The following is a 14,686-nucleotide window of genomic DNA, read 5'->3' as shown; positions in this document are numbered from 1 at the left end:
GACGAACCAGGCCCGCAGCTCCTGCTGCATCTTCGACGCACCACCCACCAGCACTAGGAGCCCGACATGAACCACCTGCCCGGACCGCGCCGCGGCCGCCTCGGCGTGGCGCTCGTCGCGGTGGTCGCCCTCCTCGTCTCGGGATGCTCCGGAGGCGGAGCATCGACGAAGGACGTCGCCAAGAAGTACAGCGCCATTCCCGACGAGGCAGGCAAGCCCAAGGACGGCGGCACGATCACGGTCGCGCTGACGCCGGGGCTGAGCCCGAACTACATCTACCCGTACCCGCCGGCCGCGGCCAACGGCACGGTCATCGCCCGCGGCCTGCTGTGGCGGGCGCTCTACCGGCCCAGCGGCGCCGGCGACCAGGTCGTCGACAAGGACCTGAGCATGGCCGAGCTGCCGGAGACCAGCGCCGACCGCAAGACCGTCACCATCAAGCTCAAGGACTACCAGTGGTCCAACGGCAACCCGGTGACCGCGGACGACGTCGTGTTCTCGCTCGACCTGCTCAAGGCCGCACTGGCCGAGAGCCCCGGCAACTGGAGCTTCTACACGCCCGGGCAGTTCCCCGACGGCGTCACCGCCGAGGCCGCCGCGGACGACACCGTCACGCTGCACCTGGAGAAGGCGTACAACGAGTCGTACCTGCTCTCCATGCTCGCGCTTCTCTACGTGATGCCCTCGCAGGACTGGGCGATCGCCAAGGACGGCGGCCCGCGGCTCGACTTCACCGACCCCGAGAACGCCGCGGCGATCTACCGCTACCTGACCAAGCAGTCCGAGGACCAGTCGAGCTTCGCCACGAACCCGCTGTGGCAGGTCGTCAACGGCCCCTACAAGCTGAAGAGCTTCGACTCCACCACGGGCTCGTTCTCGCTGGTGCCCAACCGCGACTACAGCGGCCCGGGTGACTCCCGGCTCGACCAGGTCGACTTCAAGGCGTTCACGTCCGCCGCCGCGGTGCTCAACCAGTACAAGGCCGGGACGCTCACGGTCGGCACGCTCGACTCGAGCTTCGTCACCGAGATCGACAAGCTCAAGAAGGACGGCTACCACGTCTACGGCGCACCCGCCCCGGCCCGCTTCGACGCGCTGACGATCAACTTCGAGAACACGGCCGACGGATTCGACAAGGTCATCGCGCAGCCGTACGTGCGGCAGGCCCTGCAGCACCTCATCGACCAGAAGGGGTACGTCGCGAGCCGCGGCATCTACAACGGTGCGGCCTCCGAGAACTACAGCACCGGCGGCGCGGACTCGCCGTACCCGCCGGCGTTCGGCGACGAGGCCCCCTACCCGTACGACCCCGCAGCGGCCGCCAAGCTGCTGACCGACCACGGCTGGAAGGTCGACGAAGGGGGCAGGACGACCTGCGCGAACCCCGGCACCGGCGCGGACCAGTGCGGCGCGGGGATCACGAAGGGACAGGGGATCAGCTTCACCATCGCCTCGGCCAACACGCCGGCGTACGTCGGTGCCCGCGACGTCGCCTTCGTCTCCGAGGCCAAGAAGATCGGCATCGAGATCAAGGCGATCACGAAGTCGCTCAACTACATGTACGCCAACTACGGCAACTCCTTCGCCCCGGCGAAGAAGAACGAGTGGGCGATGCAGGACTACGGCCCGCTCTACCTGGCCGCCGGCTACCCGAGCAGCAACACCGTCTTCAACACGACGGGCAGCTTCAACCTCGGCTCCTACTCCAACAAGGACGTCGACAAGCTGATCGACGAGTCGACGTACGGCGCGGACCCGGCGGTGCTGGCCGACGAGATCACCACGATCTCCGAGGACCTGCCGGTGCTCTTCTTCCCGACGCCGCACACGCTGGTGGTCTGGAAGGACACCCTGACCGGGCCGCCGTCGTCGTTCCAGTCGCTGCTGAGCTTCCTGTACACGCCGGAGCTGTGGTACTTCCACGAGTGATGACGAACGTCGACCTGGGCGCGCTGCGCGCGCTCGCCGAGGGAGCGCGCGTGGTCGCGCTCGGCGAGGCGGCGCACCACGTCGCCGAGCTCCACGAGCTCCGGGACCAGGTGTTCCGGATGCTCGTGGAGCAGCACGGCTTCACCGCGCTGGTGCTGGAGTCCGGCTTCGCCGAGGGCCTCGACCTCGACGCCTGGGTCGCCGGCGGGCCCGGCCCGGTCGCCAACGTCGCCCGGGACGCGATCTCCTACGGCTTCGGCAACGCGGCCGAGGTGCACCGTCAGCTCACCTGGATGCGTGAGCGCGGCGGTCTGCGGGTCTACGGCATGGACGTGCCCGGCGGCTCGACCTCGCCGGGACCGGCGGTCCGCGCCCTCCTGGCACGGCTCGCGCCGGAGCCCGGCGACGCCGAGCTGATGGCCCGTGCCGACCTCGGTGGCCGGGTCGAGGCAGCGATCCGCCTCGCCGGCCTGGACGACGACGAGCAGCAGCGGCTGCGTGCCGACCTGAGGTCGCTCGCGGACCGGGGCCGGGCACTGGGGGAGCCGGTGGCGGAGCGCCTGGCCGCGTCGGTGCTGGCGTTCGCCGACGACACCGACCGGGACGCCTTCATGGCCGCCACCGTGCGGTGGGTGCTGGAGCGCGAGGAGCGGGTGCTGGTCAGCGCGCACGCCGGTCACGTCCAGCGGACGCCGTTCGACGGCGTACCGACGCTCGGCGGGCTGCTCGCCGCCGAGCTCGACCACGACCGCGACCTCGTCGTGGTCGGCACGACGTTCGCGTCGGGGCCCGCAGTCCGGATCACGGACCGCTCGCCCCGGCCGTTCGACTGGGACGTCGCGCTCGAGGAAGGAGTGCCCTCGGCGCCGCTCGACCCGACTGCCGGTGCGTTCGACCTGGTGCTCGACCTGGGCGAGGTGCACCGGGTGCCGGGCGCCTTCGAGGCGCTGCGTCGCGACCTCGCCCTGCCGTACCCGCCGACGCGGACGGTCGACGTCGTCGCCACCCAGGCGGGCGTCGCCGTGCCGGACCCGTATCGCTGGCTGGAGGCCGAGGACGACGAGGTCCACGCCTGGCAGCGCCGCCAGGCCGAGATCGCGACCGGCACGATCCTCGGCGGCCAGGACCGCGCCGCGCTGCGCGCCCTCGTCGAGCGGTACGACGCCGGCGCCCGTCCCGACCTGCCGAAGCACGCCGCCGGTCGCTGGTTCCGCGCGGACGGCGCCGCGGTCGTCGTCGCCGAGGAGCCGTTCGGCGCCGGACACCCCGTGCTCAGGCTGGCGGAGGGCGAGGTGCTCTCGTGGCTGGCACCCGCACCGGACGGGCGAATTCTCGCGATCGGCGTCTGCACCGACGGCAGCGAGCACAACACGATCCGGCTCGTCGACGTCGCCTCGGGAGAGCGGCTGCCCGCGCCCCCGCAGGTGGTGCACAGCGCGTGGGCCGGCGGGGTCTCGTGGCAGGCGGACAGCGGCGGCTTCTGGTTCTTCGCGCTGACCGGCACGCCGGAGGAGTTCACGCAGGCGACCTTCCACCACGCGCTCGCGACCGGCCAGACCACTGTCGAGCCGGTGCCCGTCCCCACGGGATCGCGCGAGTACACGCTCGTCCAGCCGTCCCCGGACGGACGCTGGCTCGTCGCCAGCCATCGCGTGGGCAGCCCGGTCCCCGTGGCCGTGCGCGACCTCACCGCGCCGGAGGGCGGCGGCTGGCGCCCGTTCGTCACCGGCTGCACCGGCACCGTCGCCGGCCACGTCGTGGACGACCGGTACGTCGCGGTGACCGACGTCGGCGCGGCGCGCGGCCGCGTCGTCGCGATCCCGCTCGACGCCGCGAGCCCCTCCGATCCGGCGACCTGGACCGAGCTCGTGCCCGAGGGCCCCACCGTGCTGCGCACGCTGACGCCGGTGGGGGAGCACCTCTACCTCGGCGAGCTCGACCGCACCTTCGCCCGCATCCGCGTCCTCGACCGCGCCGGGACCCCCGTCGGCGAGGTGCCCCTGCCCGGCCGCGGCGCGGTCGCCGCGCCCTTCTTCGCCCTGACCGGGCTGGCCGTCGGTGCGCCCGCACCCGAGCACCTCTTCGCCTTCTCCACGCTCACCACCTCGTGGGGCGTGCACCGGCACCGTCTGGGCACTGCCGGCACCGAGACCCTGCTGGCACCCGCGGTCACGCTCGACGCGACCGTCGAGGCCGGCGAGGCACCGGCGGCCGACGGCGCGCTCGTGCCCTTCCACGTCGTCCGCCCGGCCGGAACGGACCCGGCTGTTCCTGCGCCGGTGCTCATCAGCGCCTACGGCGCGGCCAACGTGCCCACCCTGCCGTCGTACCAACCTGATCTCGCTGCCTTCGTCGCCGCCGGCGGGACGCTCGTCCAGGCCTACCTGCGCGGCGGCGGCGAGCTCGGCCGGGACTGGTACCTCGCCGCCCACCGCGCGACCAAGCACGTCCGCGACGACGACCTCGTCGCCGTCGCCGAGCACCTCGTCGCCACCGGCCGGACGACGCCCGACCGGCTCGCTGTCACCGGCGGCTCCGACGGCGGCCTGATGTGCGGGGTCGCCCTCACCACGCGGCCCGACCTGTGGCGAGCGGTGCTCCCGCGCGCGCCCCTGCTCGACCTCGTCGCCGGCATGCGCGACCCCTACCTCGACTTCGTGATCCGCAAGGCCTGGGGCGATCCCGACGACCCGGACGACGTCCGCCGCATGATCGGCCGCTCGCCGTACGAGCTGGTCCGCCCGGCCGACTACCCCGCCGTCTACGTCCAGGCCGGCGCCAACGACCCCCGCTGCCGCCCCTGGCACGCCCGCAAGCTCGTCGCCCGCCTCCAGGCCGCCCAGCAGGGCACCGCTCCGGTGCTCGTCCACGTCTTCGAGAACGCCGGGCACGGCGCCGCGACCGGGCACGACGTGATCGTCGCGCAGGACGTCGAGTGGCTGGGGTTCCTGGCGCGCGAGCTGGGGTTGGAGATCTAGCCGCGCCGGAGCAGCCGGGCCAGCAGACCGCGCCTGCGGACGGGCTCCTCGTCACCCCGCGCCGAGGCCGGGCGCGGCTCGGTCAGCGAGAAGTCGCCGACCTGGATGCCGTCCTTGCCGTTCGCGCGGACCGGCGCCTCGATCTTGCCGTTGGTCACGCGCACCTTCTGGAGCTGCTTCCACAGCTCGCTGCCGGGCCCGGTGCTCTGCATGCGGGGAGCCTACTCCGCCGACGTCGCGCTGAGGTCCATCAACCGCAGCTGCAGCATCGCCGCCAGCCGCGCGTTGGGATCGGCCAGGTCGAGCCCGCCGACCTCGGCCGCCCGGCGCAGCCGGTAGCGGAAGGTGTTGGCGTGGACGTACATCGCGGCCGAGGCGATCGCCACGTCGCCGAAGGCGTCGAGCCAGGCGCGCAGCGTGTCGACCAGGCTGCTCTGGTGGGCACGGTCGTAGGCGACGAGGCGGGCGACGGGGCCGCTGGGCAGGTCGCCCTTGGGCACCCGGTCGGCGAGCTCGAGGAGCAGCGCCTCCAGGTGGACGTCGTCGAGGCGGGCCACCTGGCGGCCCGTGACCCGGGAGCGCAGCACGCGCAGGGCGCGGTCGGCGCCCGAGCGCGAGCGCTGGAGGGCGGCGCTGCCGGGCGCCAGCGGCCCGACGCCGACGAGGGGCCGCAGCCGGGAGTCGACCCGGGACAGGAAGTCCGCCGCGAGCTCGGCCGCGCGCTCCTCGCCACCGCGGGCGACCGGGAGGATGCCGTAGGCGACGTCGCCGACCAGACCTGCGGCACTGCGTGGGTGGACGGCGGTCAGGTGCACTGCGAAGGCGTCGGCCAGCCGCTTGCGCTCGACCGCGAGCTGGGCGGGCAGGGGCAGCTCGGTGCCGGAGCCGACGACGGTCAGCGCGAGCACCACCGAGGGCTCGTCCTTCAGGCCCAAGCGGCGGATCGTCTCGGGGGTGCGCGGACCGCTCTCGAGCGCGGTGCTGATCAGCTCGGCGCGCAGCCGGCGCTCGACGTCGGCATCGGCGCGCTGCCAGACCAGGTGCATCGCGACGAGCTTCGCGGCGTCGTACAGCGCCTGGCCGCGCGCCTCGTCGAAGGCCTCGGCGGCGACGGCCCAGATCGTCCCGAGGATCTCGTCCCCGGCCCGGACGGCGATCGCCGCGCGCCCCTGCTCGCCCTCGGCGATCGGCCCCACCCAGACCGGGCGGTCGCTGCGGTAGATCTCCTGGAAGACCCCGCGCTCCTCGAGGATCCGCGTGTAGTCCTCGGGCACCTGGCGGCGCAGGATCGTCTGCACCCGCCAGGTGTCGACCTCCTCCTGGCGGCTGGAGAACGCCAGCAGCCGCGAGTTGCGGTCCTCGATCGTGACCGGCGCGTCGACGAGCGCCGCGATCGCGTTGGCGACGGCGAACAGGTCGTCGAGCCCCGACTGGTAGCCGACGACCTGGCGCAGCCCGGCGCCCGCGCGGCCCAGCGTGCCGGTGGGGAGGACGGGATCGCCGCCGTCGGCCGCGGGCTCGTCGGCGGTGAGGACGCGCAGCATGCCGGCGAGCTGGGTCCACGACGCGCCGCGGGTGAACGCGAGGACCGGCACCCCTGCCCGCTGCACGGCGGCGCGGAGCTGGTCGTCCGCCTCGACCGGCCCGCGGACCACCAGCCCGATCGCGCCCTGCGCGCCGAGCTGGGTGACGACCGCGGCGATCTCGCGGCTCTCGTGCAGGCCGACGCCGAGGACGAGCGCGCGCTCGGGCAGCGCGGGCTCGTCGAGGGGGTCGTGGATGACGATGCCGCCGATCCCGGCGGCGCTCCCGGCGCCGGACTCGTCGGCACGCTGGACGTCGCCGCACACGACGTCGAGCAGCGTCGTCCCGAGCTCGGCGAGGACGCGCGCCAGCCCTGCCCGGGGGAGGTCGGCGGCGCTCACGCCACCGACGTTAGTGGACAGGGATCCACTCCCGCGCGACCGTCACCTCGTCCAGGACGTCGGGCAGCGGGGTGACGCCGAGGCCGGGCCCGGTGGGCACCGCGAGGTGCCCGTCCTGCAGCACGAACGGCTCGGTCAGGTCCGTCGCGTAGTACCGCTCCGACGCCGACGTGTCGCCCGGCAGCGCGAAGCCGGGCAGCGCCGCGAGCGCGAGGTTCGCCGCCCGGCCCAGGCCGGTCTCGAGCATCCCGCCGCACCACACCGGCACGTCGTGCGCGACGCACACGTCGTGGATCCGCCGGGCCTCCAGGTAGCCGCCGACCCGCCCGGGCTTGATGTTCACGATCGAGCAGGCGCCGAGCGCGATCGCGTCGGCCGCGGCCCGCGCGGAGACGATCGACTCGTCGAGGCAGATCGGCGTGCTCAGCTGCCGCGCGAGCTCGGCGTGCCCGAGCAGGTCCTCCTCGTCGAGCGGCTGCTCCAGCAGGAGCAGGTCGAAGGCGTCGAGCTGGGCCAGGTGCCGTACGTCGCCGCGGCGGTACGCCGTGTTGGCGTCGACCTGGAGGGGGATGTCGCCGAACCGCTCGCGCACCGCGCGGACGGGCTCGACGTCCCAGCCGGGCTCGATCTTGAGCTTGATCCGCAGGTATCCGTCGGCCAGGTAGCCCGCCACCACGTCGAGCAGTGCCGGGATCGACTCGGTGATCCCGACCGAGACCCCGCACGGGACCGTGGTCCGGACCGCGCCGAGGGCGTGCGCGAACGACTCGCCACGGCCACGCAGGTCGGCGTCGAGGACCGCGGTCTCCAGCGCGGCCTTCGCCATCCGGTGGCCCTTCACGTGCGCGAGCGCCGGCGCCACGCGGTGCGCGTCGAGCTCGCCGGTCGCGGAGAGCGCGGCGAGCGCCGGCACGAGGTGCCGCCTCAGGACGTCGGCCGCGCCGTGGGTGTACTCCGACGAGTAGAACGGCCCGGTCCCCGCGCCGCTCTCGCCCCACCCCTCGGCGTCCTCGCCGACGACCCGGACGAGCAGCGCCTCGCGCACGGTCTCGGTGCCGAACGACGTCCGGAACGGCGCCACCAGCGGCACCTCCACGGTCCGGATCTCCACCCCGGTGAGCTTCACTGCGACTCCTTCCTCTCCACGACGTACCAGCCCTCTCGGTCGAATCCCCGCACCTGCGCGCCTCCGGCGAGCAGCCCGCCGAGCACCTCGCGCAGCGCGCCACGCCACTGCGCCGCGAGCGACGCGTCGTGCTCGCGCAGCGCCTCGATGTCGTCGGGGACGCCCACCAGCACCGTCCGTCCGTACGACGGCCGCACGATCGGCCCGCCCGCGGCCGAGCTCTCCAGTGCCACGACCGCCCCGGCCGCCCGCAGCGCGGCGCCCTCCAGCGCGCGTGGCGTCCCGGCGCAGGCGTCGGTCACGGCCGGCGCGAGCAGCGGCCAGCGGACGAGCAGCCGGTCGGTGGGGTCGGCGCGGTTGATGTCGTCGTCCATCGGGCCGTAGAAGTCGGGGAGGTACTCCACCGCGTCGGCGGCGAGCTTGCCCAGGTTGAACCAGGAGTTGCGCCGGATCAGCGGGTCGTAGGTCCACGTGACGGCGCCCGCGCCGTGCTCGAGCGCCCACGCGCGCTGGTGCAGCTTGAGCGCGAAGCCGACCTTGCGCGCGCGGACGCGCGGCAGCACGCCGGCGATGTGGCTGTGCAGCGTCTCGCGCCCGGGGGCCGCGAAGAAGCCGAAGCAGGCGCCGACGAGCTCGTCGCCGTCGTACGCGCCGCTGACGTAGCTGCCGGCCTTGGCCAGCGCGCGGAGCAGGTCCGCGGTGATCGGCGGGTTTCTCGCGCCGGTGCGCCAGATGTGCTCGTAGAGGCGGCGGACCGCCTCCAGGTCGGCGATCGCGTCGAGGGTGCGGATCTCCACGCCGGAGGCGGCGATCGCCGCGGCGGCCACGTCGGCGGGGGCGAGCGTGGTCATCGGAGCAGGTCCGTCAGGAGCGCGGTCAGCAGCGCGGTTCGCCGGCCCAGCTCGGCGACGACGACGTGCTCGTCGTCCGCATGGGCGCCGCCGCCCACCGCGCCCAGCCCGTCGAGGGTCGGCGTGCCGACGCCGGCGGTGTAGTTGCCGTCAGAGGCGCCGCCGACCGCGAGCGCGGTCAGCGGGTCGAGTCCCAGCCCGGCAGCGATCGTGGCGGCGCGGTCGAAGAGTGCCCGGGTCGCGGTGGAGGTCAGCGGCGGACGGTTGGGCCCGCCGACCACCTCGACGTCCGCGCCCGGCAGCACCGGGCGGAGCTCCTGCAGCGCGGCGTGGACCCGGTCCTGCTCGGCCTCGTCGCGCACCCGCACGTCGACCCCGAAGCCCGCCGCGGCCGGCACGGTGTTGATCGTCGTGCCCGCGTCGAGCCGGGTCGGCGTCACTGTCGTCCCGCGCGCGGGATCGGCGAGCGCCGCCACCGCGTGGACCTGGTGGGCGACCTCGATCGTCGCGTTCACGCCCCGCTCCGGCTCGAGGCCGGCATGCGCGGCGCGGCCGGTGACGAGCACGTCGTACCGGGAGACCCCCTTGCGCTCGGTCTTGAGCGCCCCGCCGGGGCCGGCCGCCTCCAGCACCAGCGCGGCCACGCAGCCGCGCGCCTCGCTCTCGATGAGCGCGCGCGACGAGGGGGAGCCGATCTCCTCGTCGCCGGTGACGAGGATCGTGATGCCCGCCCGCTCGTCGGCCGGCAGCGCCGCGACGGCGTGGAAGGCCATCACCACGCCCGCCTTCATGTCGAAGCAGCCCGGCCCGCGCAGCACGCCGTCGTGCACGCCGAAGGGATGGGTGACGAGCGAGCCCACCGGCCAGACGGTGTCGTGGTGGCCGAGCAGCAGCACCCGCGGCGCCGGGTCGCCGGGCGCCGCGGACCCGAAGCGCCAGCGCAGGTGGGTCCAGCCGTCGAGCACGATCCGCTCCGGCTCGGCGTCCAGCAGGCGGGTGCCGACGGCCGCGACGGCGTCCGCGCTGCGGGCGACCGCGGCGAGGTCCTCCGACGGGGACTCGCAGCGGACCAGGGCCTCGATGTCGGCCACCAACTCGTGCATGGCGACCAGCATCGGGACTTCCGCAGGCCCGCAGGCTGTCGTCCCGGCCAAGACTCGGGGGCTCTGTTGGGCTCCCCGGACGAAGGCGCGCACCCGGTTCCGCGGCGTAGGCTGGCCGGGTGGCGCGCGCCGTGACGCAGGAGGTGCGGTTCTGCCGGGCCGACGACGGCGTCCGGCTCGCTTGGGCGCGGCACGGCTCAGGCCCGCCGCTCCTCATCGTGTCGTGCTGGCTCAGCCACCTCCAGCACGACTGGCAGAGCCCGGTCTGGCGGCACTTCCTCGACGACCTCGGCGATCTCGCCACCGTCGTCCGGTACGACGAGCGCGGCTTCGGGCTCTCCGAGTGGGGCGTCGCCGACTTCTCGCTCGCCCGGCGGCTCGCCGACCTCGAGACGCTCGTCGATGCCGCCGGCCTGAGCCGGTTCGCGGTGCTCGGCATGTCGGGCGGCGCGCCCGTCGCGCTCGCCTACGCGCACGCCCACCCCGACCGCGTCTCGGGCCTCGTCCTGTACGGCGGCATGGCCGGCGGGGGCCTGCAGCAGGAGGACGAGGCCGCCGAGGAGGCCTTCCTGGCGATGATCCGGGCCGGCTGGGCGCGGCCGGACCCGCTCTTCCGGAGGGTGTTCACGAACGCCTTCATCCCGGACGCCACCGAGGACCAGATGGCGTGGATGGACGAGCTCCAGCGCACCTCGACCAACACCGAGAACGCGGTGTGCAGCCGGGTCGCGCGCCACCAGGTCGACGTCCGGCCGCTGCTGCCGGAGATCGCCGTCCCGGCACTCGTGCTCCACGCCGAAGGCGACCGGGTCGCGCCCGGCTGGGGCCCGCGACTGGCCACCGCGCTGCCGGACGCCCGCCTGGTGCTGCTCGACTCGCGCAACCACGTCCTGCTCGCCGATGAGCCCGCCTGGCCCGTCTTCGTCCACGAGGTCCGTGCGTTCCTGCACCGCGACCACGCCGCCGCACCGGTCTCGAACCTGTCCGAGCGCGAGCGGGAGATCCTGCTCCTCGCCGCCGAGGGCCTCGACAACACCGCCATCGCCGGGCGGCTCACGCTCAGCGTGCGGACCGTCGAGCGACACCTCCAGAACATCTACCTCAAGCTCGGCCTCTCCGGCCGCAACGCACGGGCTGCCGCGGTCGCCCGCGTCCTCGCCTGAGCGCCGGGCACGCGTACGCGCCGGCCGCCAGCCGCGTCGTCACGATGCGCGTCGGCACCGATGCCCGTCGGGGCCGCCGATTCGTAGCGTCGGAGCATCCGGACGAGCACCGGACCGCACGGACGAAGCGAGAGGAGAAGGCGATGTCGAACAAGGCGGTGATCAGCCTCAGCACGGGGCTCGAGGATCCCGAACGGGTGGCGGTGGCGTTCCTGGTCGCGCTGGGCGCGGCCGAGCACGGCCGGCCGACCCTGATGTTCCTGACCAAGGAGGCGGTCCGGCTCGCGCAGCCAGGGGTCGCCGTCGGCCGGGCGTGCGAGGGCTGCCCGTCGCTGCCCGACCTGCTCGCGCGGTACGCCGCCGCGGGAGGGCGCTACCTGGTCTGCCCGGTCTGCTTCCACGCGAAGGCGCTCGACCCCGAGCGGCTCATCGAGAACGCCGTCGTGGGCGGCAGCATCCCGATGTGGGAGTGGATCGGCGACGAGGGCGCGACGACCTTCAGCTACTGAGGCCTCGTGGCGGCGGCGACCGGTCAGGCCCAGAGCCCGCCGGGCCGCCCGCCGTCCGCGGTGACGACGGCGCCGTTGGTCGCCCGCCCGCGCGGGGACACCAGGAACGTGATGACGTCGGCGACCTCGGCCGCGGTGACCGGCCGGCCGAGGGCGTTGCGGGCGGCGACGGCGGCGTACTCGGCGTCGCCCTCGGTGCGCTCGGTGACGGTGAGGCCGGGGTGGACGCAGCTGACCGCGATGCCGGCCGGGCCGAGCTCGTCGGCGAGGTTCTTGGTGAGCGCGACGACGGCGATGTTGCGGACCGAGCCGGTGATGTTGCCGGTGGTGCGGGCGTTCATGCCGCTGACGTTGACGATCGCGCCGCCCCGCTCGCGCAGGTGAGGGGCGGCGGCCCGCGCCGTGCGGAGGTAGCCGAGCGCCTTCGTGTCGAGGTTGCGCAGGAAGTCGGCGTCGTCGAGGCCGGCCAGGCCCGGTGGGGGCGCGACGTCGGCACGGGGTGCGGCGCAGTTGACCAGGACGTCGATCCCGCCGAGCAGCGCGACGGTCCGGTCGACGGCGGCGACCACCGCGCCGTCGTCGGTCGTGTCGGCGACGACGTGACCGGCGGCGCCGATCTCCGCCGCGGTCGCGGCGAGGCTCGCGCCGTCCCGGCCGAGCAGGACGACGCGGGCGCCCTCCCGCACGAGCGCGGCGGCGGTCGCGCGGCCGATCCCGCGGTTGCCGCCGGTGACGAGGGCCGCGGCGCCGGCCAGTCCGAGATCCATCAGGCACCTCCCGCGCGCTCGGACATCTCGGACATCTCGGGGATCGGCGTCAGCAGCGTGCCGGTGTCGAGCCAGGACGCCAGGTTGTCGAGGGTCAGCGCGCGCATCGCGGCCCGGGTCTCGTGGGTCGCGGACCCGACGTGGGGGAGCAGCACGACGTTGTCGAGGTCGGCCAGCGCGGCCGGGACCTCCGGCTCGGCGGCGAACACGTCGAGCCCCGCGCCCCCCAGCCGGCCCTCGACCAGTGCCGCGACGAGCGCGTCCTGGTCGACCACCGAGCCGCGGGCCACGTTGACCAGCACGCCGGTGGGACCGAGCGCGTCGAGCACCTCGCGGTCGACCAGCGCCGCGGTCGAGGCGCCGCCGGGCACCACCGCGACCAGGTTGTCGACGGAGGCAGCGAGCTCGGCGGCCGACGCGGCGTACGCATAGGGGACGCCGGGCACCTCGTGCCGGCTGTGGTAGCTCACCGTGCAGCCGAAGGCCTCGAGCCGGGTCGCGATCGCGCGGCCGATCCGGCCCAGGCCGAGGATGCCGACCCGGCTCCGGGACACCTCGGTGGTGAGCGGGAACTCGCCGCGCTGCCACTCGCCGGCACGGACGAACAGGTCGGCCACCACCACGCGCCGCCGCACGGCGAGCAGGAGGGCCAGCGCCGTGTCCGCGACGGCGTCGTCGAGGACGCCGGGGGTGTTGCTCACCGCGATCCCGCGGGCGAGCGCGGCCGGCACGTCGATGTTGTCGTAGCCGACGCCGTGGTTGGCGATCACCCGCAGGTTCGGCAGCGCGTTGATCACGCCGGCGTCGACCTGGCCGCCGTTGGTGCACACGATCGCCACGACCTCCGCGCCGTGCTCGGCCAGGAAGGCCGGGCGTCCCTCGGCGGGGAGGTCGAGCGCGTCGTACTGCTCGCCGACGGCGTCGTGGAGCTGCGGGCTCAGGGGCGGGACACGGAGGACGGTGGGGCGGCTCACCCCTCCAACATAGAGGCCCCGTCCGAGGCGGCCCGCAGCATCTCCGTGCGGGTGGCGACCTTGACCCGGAGCCGCTCCTCGGCCGCGCCGAGCGCGATCTCGTGCGCGTCCAGGCGCTCCCAGCCACGGTGCGTGACGACGTCGACCTCGCGCTCGGCGAAGTACGCGTCGACGTCCTCGGGGCGCCGGGCGGGTGCCGTCGCGGTGGTGTCGGCGAGCAGGTGGCCGACCGTCTCGGCGGCGTCGCTCTTGGTGTGCCCGATCAGGCCGATGGGGCCGCGCTTGATCCAGCCGGTGACGTAGGTGCCGGGGATCGGCTCGCCGTCCAGGTCGAGCACCCGGCCGCCGTCGTTGGGGATGACGGCGGCGCGCTCGTCGAACGGCAGTCCCGGCAGCGGCGTGCTGCGGTAGCCGATCGCGCGGTAGACCTGCTGCACGTCCCAGTCGGTCACCTCGCCGGTGCCCTCGACCCGGCCGTCGGCGGCGGGGGAGTGGGTGCGCTCGGTGCGCAGCGTCGTCACCCGGCCGTCTGCGTCGGTGACGATCTCGGTGGGCGCCTCCGCGAAGTGCAGGTGGATCCGGTGCGGCTTGCCGACCGGGTCCGCGCCGACCCAGCTGGTCAGTGTGTTGAGCACCATCTTCTGCGACTTGTGCTGGGCGATGTGCTCCATGCCGTGCTCGTCGACGTCGAAGCCCTCGGGGTGCACGACCACCTCGACGTTGGGCGAGTGGTTGAGCTCGCGCAGCTCGACCGGCGAGAACTTCGCGTACGCCGGGCCGCGCCGGGCGAACACGTGCACGTCGGTGATCGTCTTGGCCTTCAGGCCCGCGTGGACGTGCGGCGGGATGTCGGTGACGAGCATCTCGTCGCCGGTCTTGGCGAGCACCCGCGCGACGTCCAGCGCGACGTTGCCGACACCGAGGACGGCGACGCTGGTCGCGTCGAGCGGCCAGGTCTGCGGCACGTCGGGGTGCGCGTCGTACCAGGAGACGAAGTCGGCGGCGCCCAGCGAGTGCTCCTCGCCGGGGATGCCGAGGTCGCGGTCGGCCATCGCGCCGGTGGAGATGACGACGGCGTCGTAGAACTCGCGCAGGTCCTCGAGCTTGACGTCGACGCCGTACTCGACGTTGCCGAGGAACCGGACCTCCGGCTTGGCGAGCACGCGCTGGAGCGCCTTGATGATCTCCTTGATCCGCGGGTGGTCCGGCGCGACGCCGTAGCGGACCAGGCCGAAGGGGGCGGGCAGCCGCTCGAGGATGTCGACGGAGACCGGGGTCTCGGCCTTGGTGAGGATGTCGGCGGCGAAGATGCCGGCCGGGCCACCGCCCACGATCGCGACGCGAAGAGTCATGCTGACGAG

The 14,686-nt window shown here is 74.2% G+C and carries 12 protein-coding genes; 4 read left to right on the top strand and 8 right to left on the bottom strand.

What is annotated here, in order from left to right:
* Positions 1 to 66 precede the first annotated feature (66 nt).
* Together BM223_RS10475 and BM223_RS10470 are read left to right on the top strand one after the other, a co-directional pair.
* Positions 67 to 1,929 (top strand): ABC transporter substrate-binding protein, encoded by a 1,863-nt coding sequence (locus BM223_RS10475; RefSeq protein WP_038677924.1) that lies wholly within the window; start codon positions 67 to 69, stop codon positions 1,927 to 1,929.
* Positions 1,929 to 4,907, top strand: coding sequence for a prolyl oligopeptidase family serine peptidase (locus tag BM223_RS10470; RefSeq protein ID WP_038677925.1), 2,979 nt, complete (start codon positions 1,929 to 1,931; stop codon positions 4,905 to 4,907). Before BM223_RS10475 ends, BM223_RS10470 begins: the two co-directional genes overlap by 1 nt.
* Here the strand turns inward: BM223_RS10470 and BM223_RS10465 are convergent.
* Genes BM223_RS10465 through BM223_RS10445 form a run of 5 tightly spaced genes read right to left on the bottom strand, consistent with a single transcriptional unit; the run spans position 4,904 to position 9,912 of the window.
* Positions 4,904 to 5,119 (bottom strand): hypothetical protein, encoded by a 216-nt coding sequence (locus BM223_RS10465; protein ID WP_038677926.1) that lies wholly within the window; start codon positions 5,117 to 5,119, stop codon positions 4,904 to 4,906. The two genes, BM223_RS10470 and BM223_RS10465, sit on opposite strands and share 4 nt — an antisense overlap.
* A 9-nt stretch (positions 5,120 to 5,128) precedes the next feature.
* Positions 5,129 to 6,832, bottom strand: a complete 1,704-nt coding sequence (locus BM223_RS10460) for a PucR family transcriptional regulator (protein WP_038677927.1) — start codon at positions 6,830 to 6,832, stop codon at positions 5,129 to 5,131.
* A 10-nt stretch (positions 6,833 to 6,842) separates the two neighbouring features.
* A complete protein-coding gene (menC, locus tag BM223_RS10455; protein ID WP_038677928.1) occupies positions 6,843 to 7,958 on the bottom strand; it encodes an o-succinylbenzoate synthase in 1,116 nt (371 codons plus the stop codon).
* Positions 7,955 to 8,809, bottom strand: a complete 855-nt coding sequence (locus tag BM223_RS10450) for a GNAT family N-acetyltransferase (protein WP_038677929.1) — start codon at positions 8,807 to 8,809, stop codon at positions 7,955 to 7,957. Before BM223_RS10450 ends, menC begins: the two co-directional genes overlap by 4 nt.
* The gene (locus BM223_RS10445; RefSeq protein WP_038683992.1) at positions 8,806 to 9,912 is read right to left on the bottom strand and encodes a M20 family metallopeptidase; all 1,107 of its coding nucleotides are present in this window, start codon (positions 9,910 to 9,912) and stop codon (positions 8,806 to 8,808) included. Before BM223_RS10445 ends, BM223_RS10450 begins: the two co-directional genes overlap by 4 nt.
* A gap of 119 nt (positions 9,913 to 10,031) precedes the next feature.
* Here BM223_RS10445 and BM223_RS10440 point away from each other — a divergent pair, with 119 nt between their 5' ends.
* Both BM223_RS10440 and BM223_RS10435 read left to right on the top strand, forming a co-directional pair.
* Positions 10,032 to 11,075 (top strand): alpha/beta fold hydrolase, encoded by a 1,044-nt coding sequence (locus BM223_RS10440; RefSeq protein ID WP_200887099.1) that lies wholly within the window; start codon positions 10,032 to 10,034, stop codon positions 11,073 to 11,075.
* 143 nt (positions 11,076 to 11,218) lie between these two features.
* Complete coding sequence (locus BM223_RS10435) at positions 11,219 to 11,584, top strand: DsrE family protein (protein ID WP_038677930.1); 366 nt, start codon at positions 11,219 to 11,221, stop codon at positions 11,582 to 11,584.
* Positions 11,585 to 11,607: 23 nt separating this feature from the next.
* Here the strand turns inward: BM223_RS10435 and BM223_RS10430 are convergent, their stop codons facing one another.
* The 3 genes from BM223_RS10430 to BM223_RS10420 are packed head-to-tail and all read right to left on the bottom strand — an operon-like array spanning position 11,608 to position 14,677.
* Positions 11,608 to 12,351 carry an SDR family NAD(P)-dependent oxidoreductase gene (locus BM223_RS10430; RefSeq protein WP_038677931.1) on the bottom strand — a complete coding sequence of 248 codons (744 nt, stop codon included), beginning with the start codon at positions 12,349 to 12,351 and terminating at the stop codon, positions 11,608 to 11,610.
* A complete protein-coding gene (locus tag BM223_RS10425) occupies positions 12,351 to 13,325 on the bottom strand; it encodes a 2-hydroxyacid dehydrogenase (protein WP_038677932.1) in 975 nt (324 codons plus the stop codon). The genes BM223_RS10430 and BM223_RS10425 overlap by 1 nt, the downstream gene beginning before the upstream one ends.
* A complete protein-coding gene (locus BM223_RS10420; protein WP_141267212.1) occupies positions 13,322 to 14,677 on the bottom strand; it encodes an FAD-dependent oxidoreductase in 1,356 nt (451 codons plus the stop codon). The genes BM223_RS10425 and BM223_RS10420 overlap by 4 nt, the downstream gene beginning before the upstream one ends.
* Positions 14,678 to 14,686: the final 9 nt, after the last annotated feature.

It is taken from the genome of Pimelobacter simplex (assembly GCF_900114845.1).
Classification (GTDB): domain Bacteria; phylum Actinomycetota; class Actinomycetes; order Propionibacteriales; family Nocardioidaceae; genus Nocardioides; species Nocardioides simplex.
The sequence above is the reverse complement of the archived record's forward strand: the minus strand, read 5'-3'. Positions and strand labels throughout refer to the sequence as shown.

Coding starts and splice junctions, on each gene's coding strand:
- BM223_RS10475 (WP_038677924.1), top strand. CDS start 67: ATGAACCACCTGCCCGGACCGCGCCGCGGCCGCCTCGGCGTGGCGCTC.
- BM223_RS10470 (WP_038677925.1), top strand. CDS start 1,929: ATGACGAACGTCGACCTGGGCGCGCTGCGCGCGCTCGCCGAGGGAGCG.
- BM223_RS10465 (WP_038677926.1), bottom strand. CDS start 5,119: ATGCAGAGCACCGGGCCCGGCAGCGAGCTGTGGAAGCAGCTCCAGAAG.
- BM223_RS10450 (WP_038677929.1), bottom strand. CDS start 8,809: ATGACCACGCTCGCCCCCGCCGACGTGGCCGCCGCGGCGATCGCCGCC.
- BM223_RS10445 (WP_038683992.1), bottom strand. CDS start 9,912: ATGCACGAGTTGGTGGCCGACATCGAGGCCCTGGTCCGCTGCGAGTCC.
- BM223_RS10435 (WP_038677930.1), top strand. CDS start 11,219: ATGTCGAACAAGGCGGTGATCAGCCTCAGCACGGGGCTCGAGGATCCC.
- BM223_RS10430 (WP_038677931.1), bottom strand. CDS start 12,351: ATGGATCTCGGACTGGCCGGCGCCGCGGCCCTCGTCACCGGCGGCAAC.
- BM223_RS10420 (WP_141267212.1), bottom strand. CDS start 14,677: ATGACTCTTCGCGTCGCGATCGTGGGCGGTGGCCCGGCCGGCATCTTC.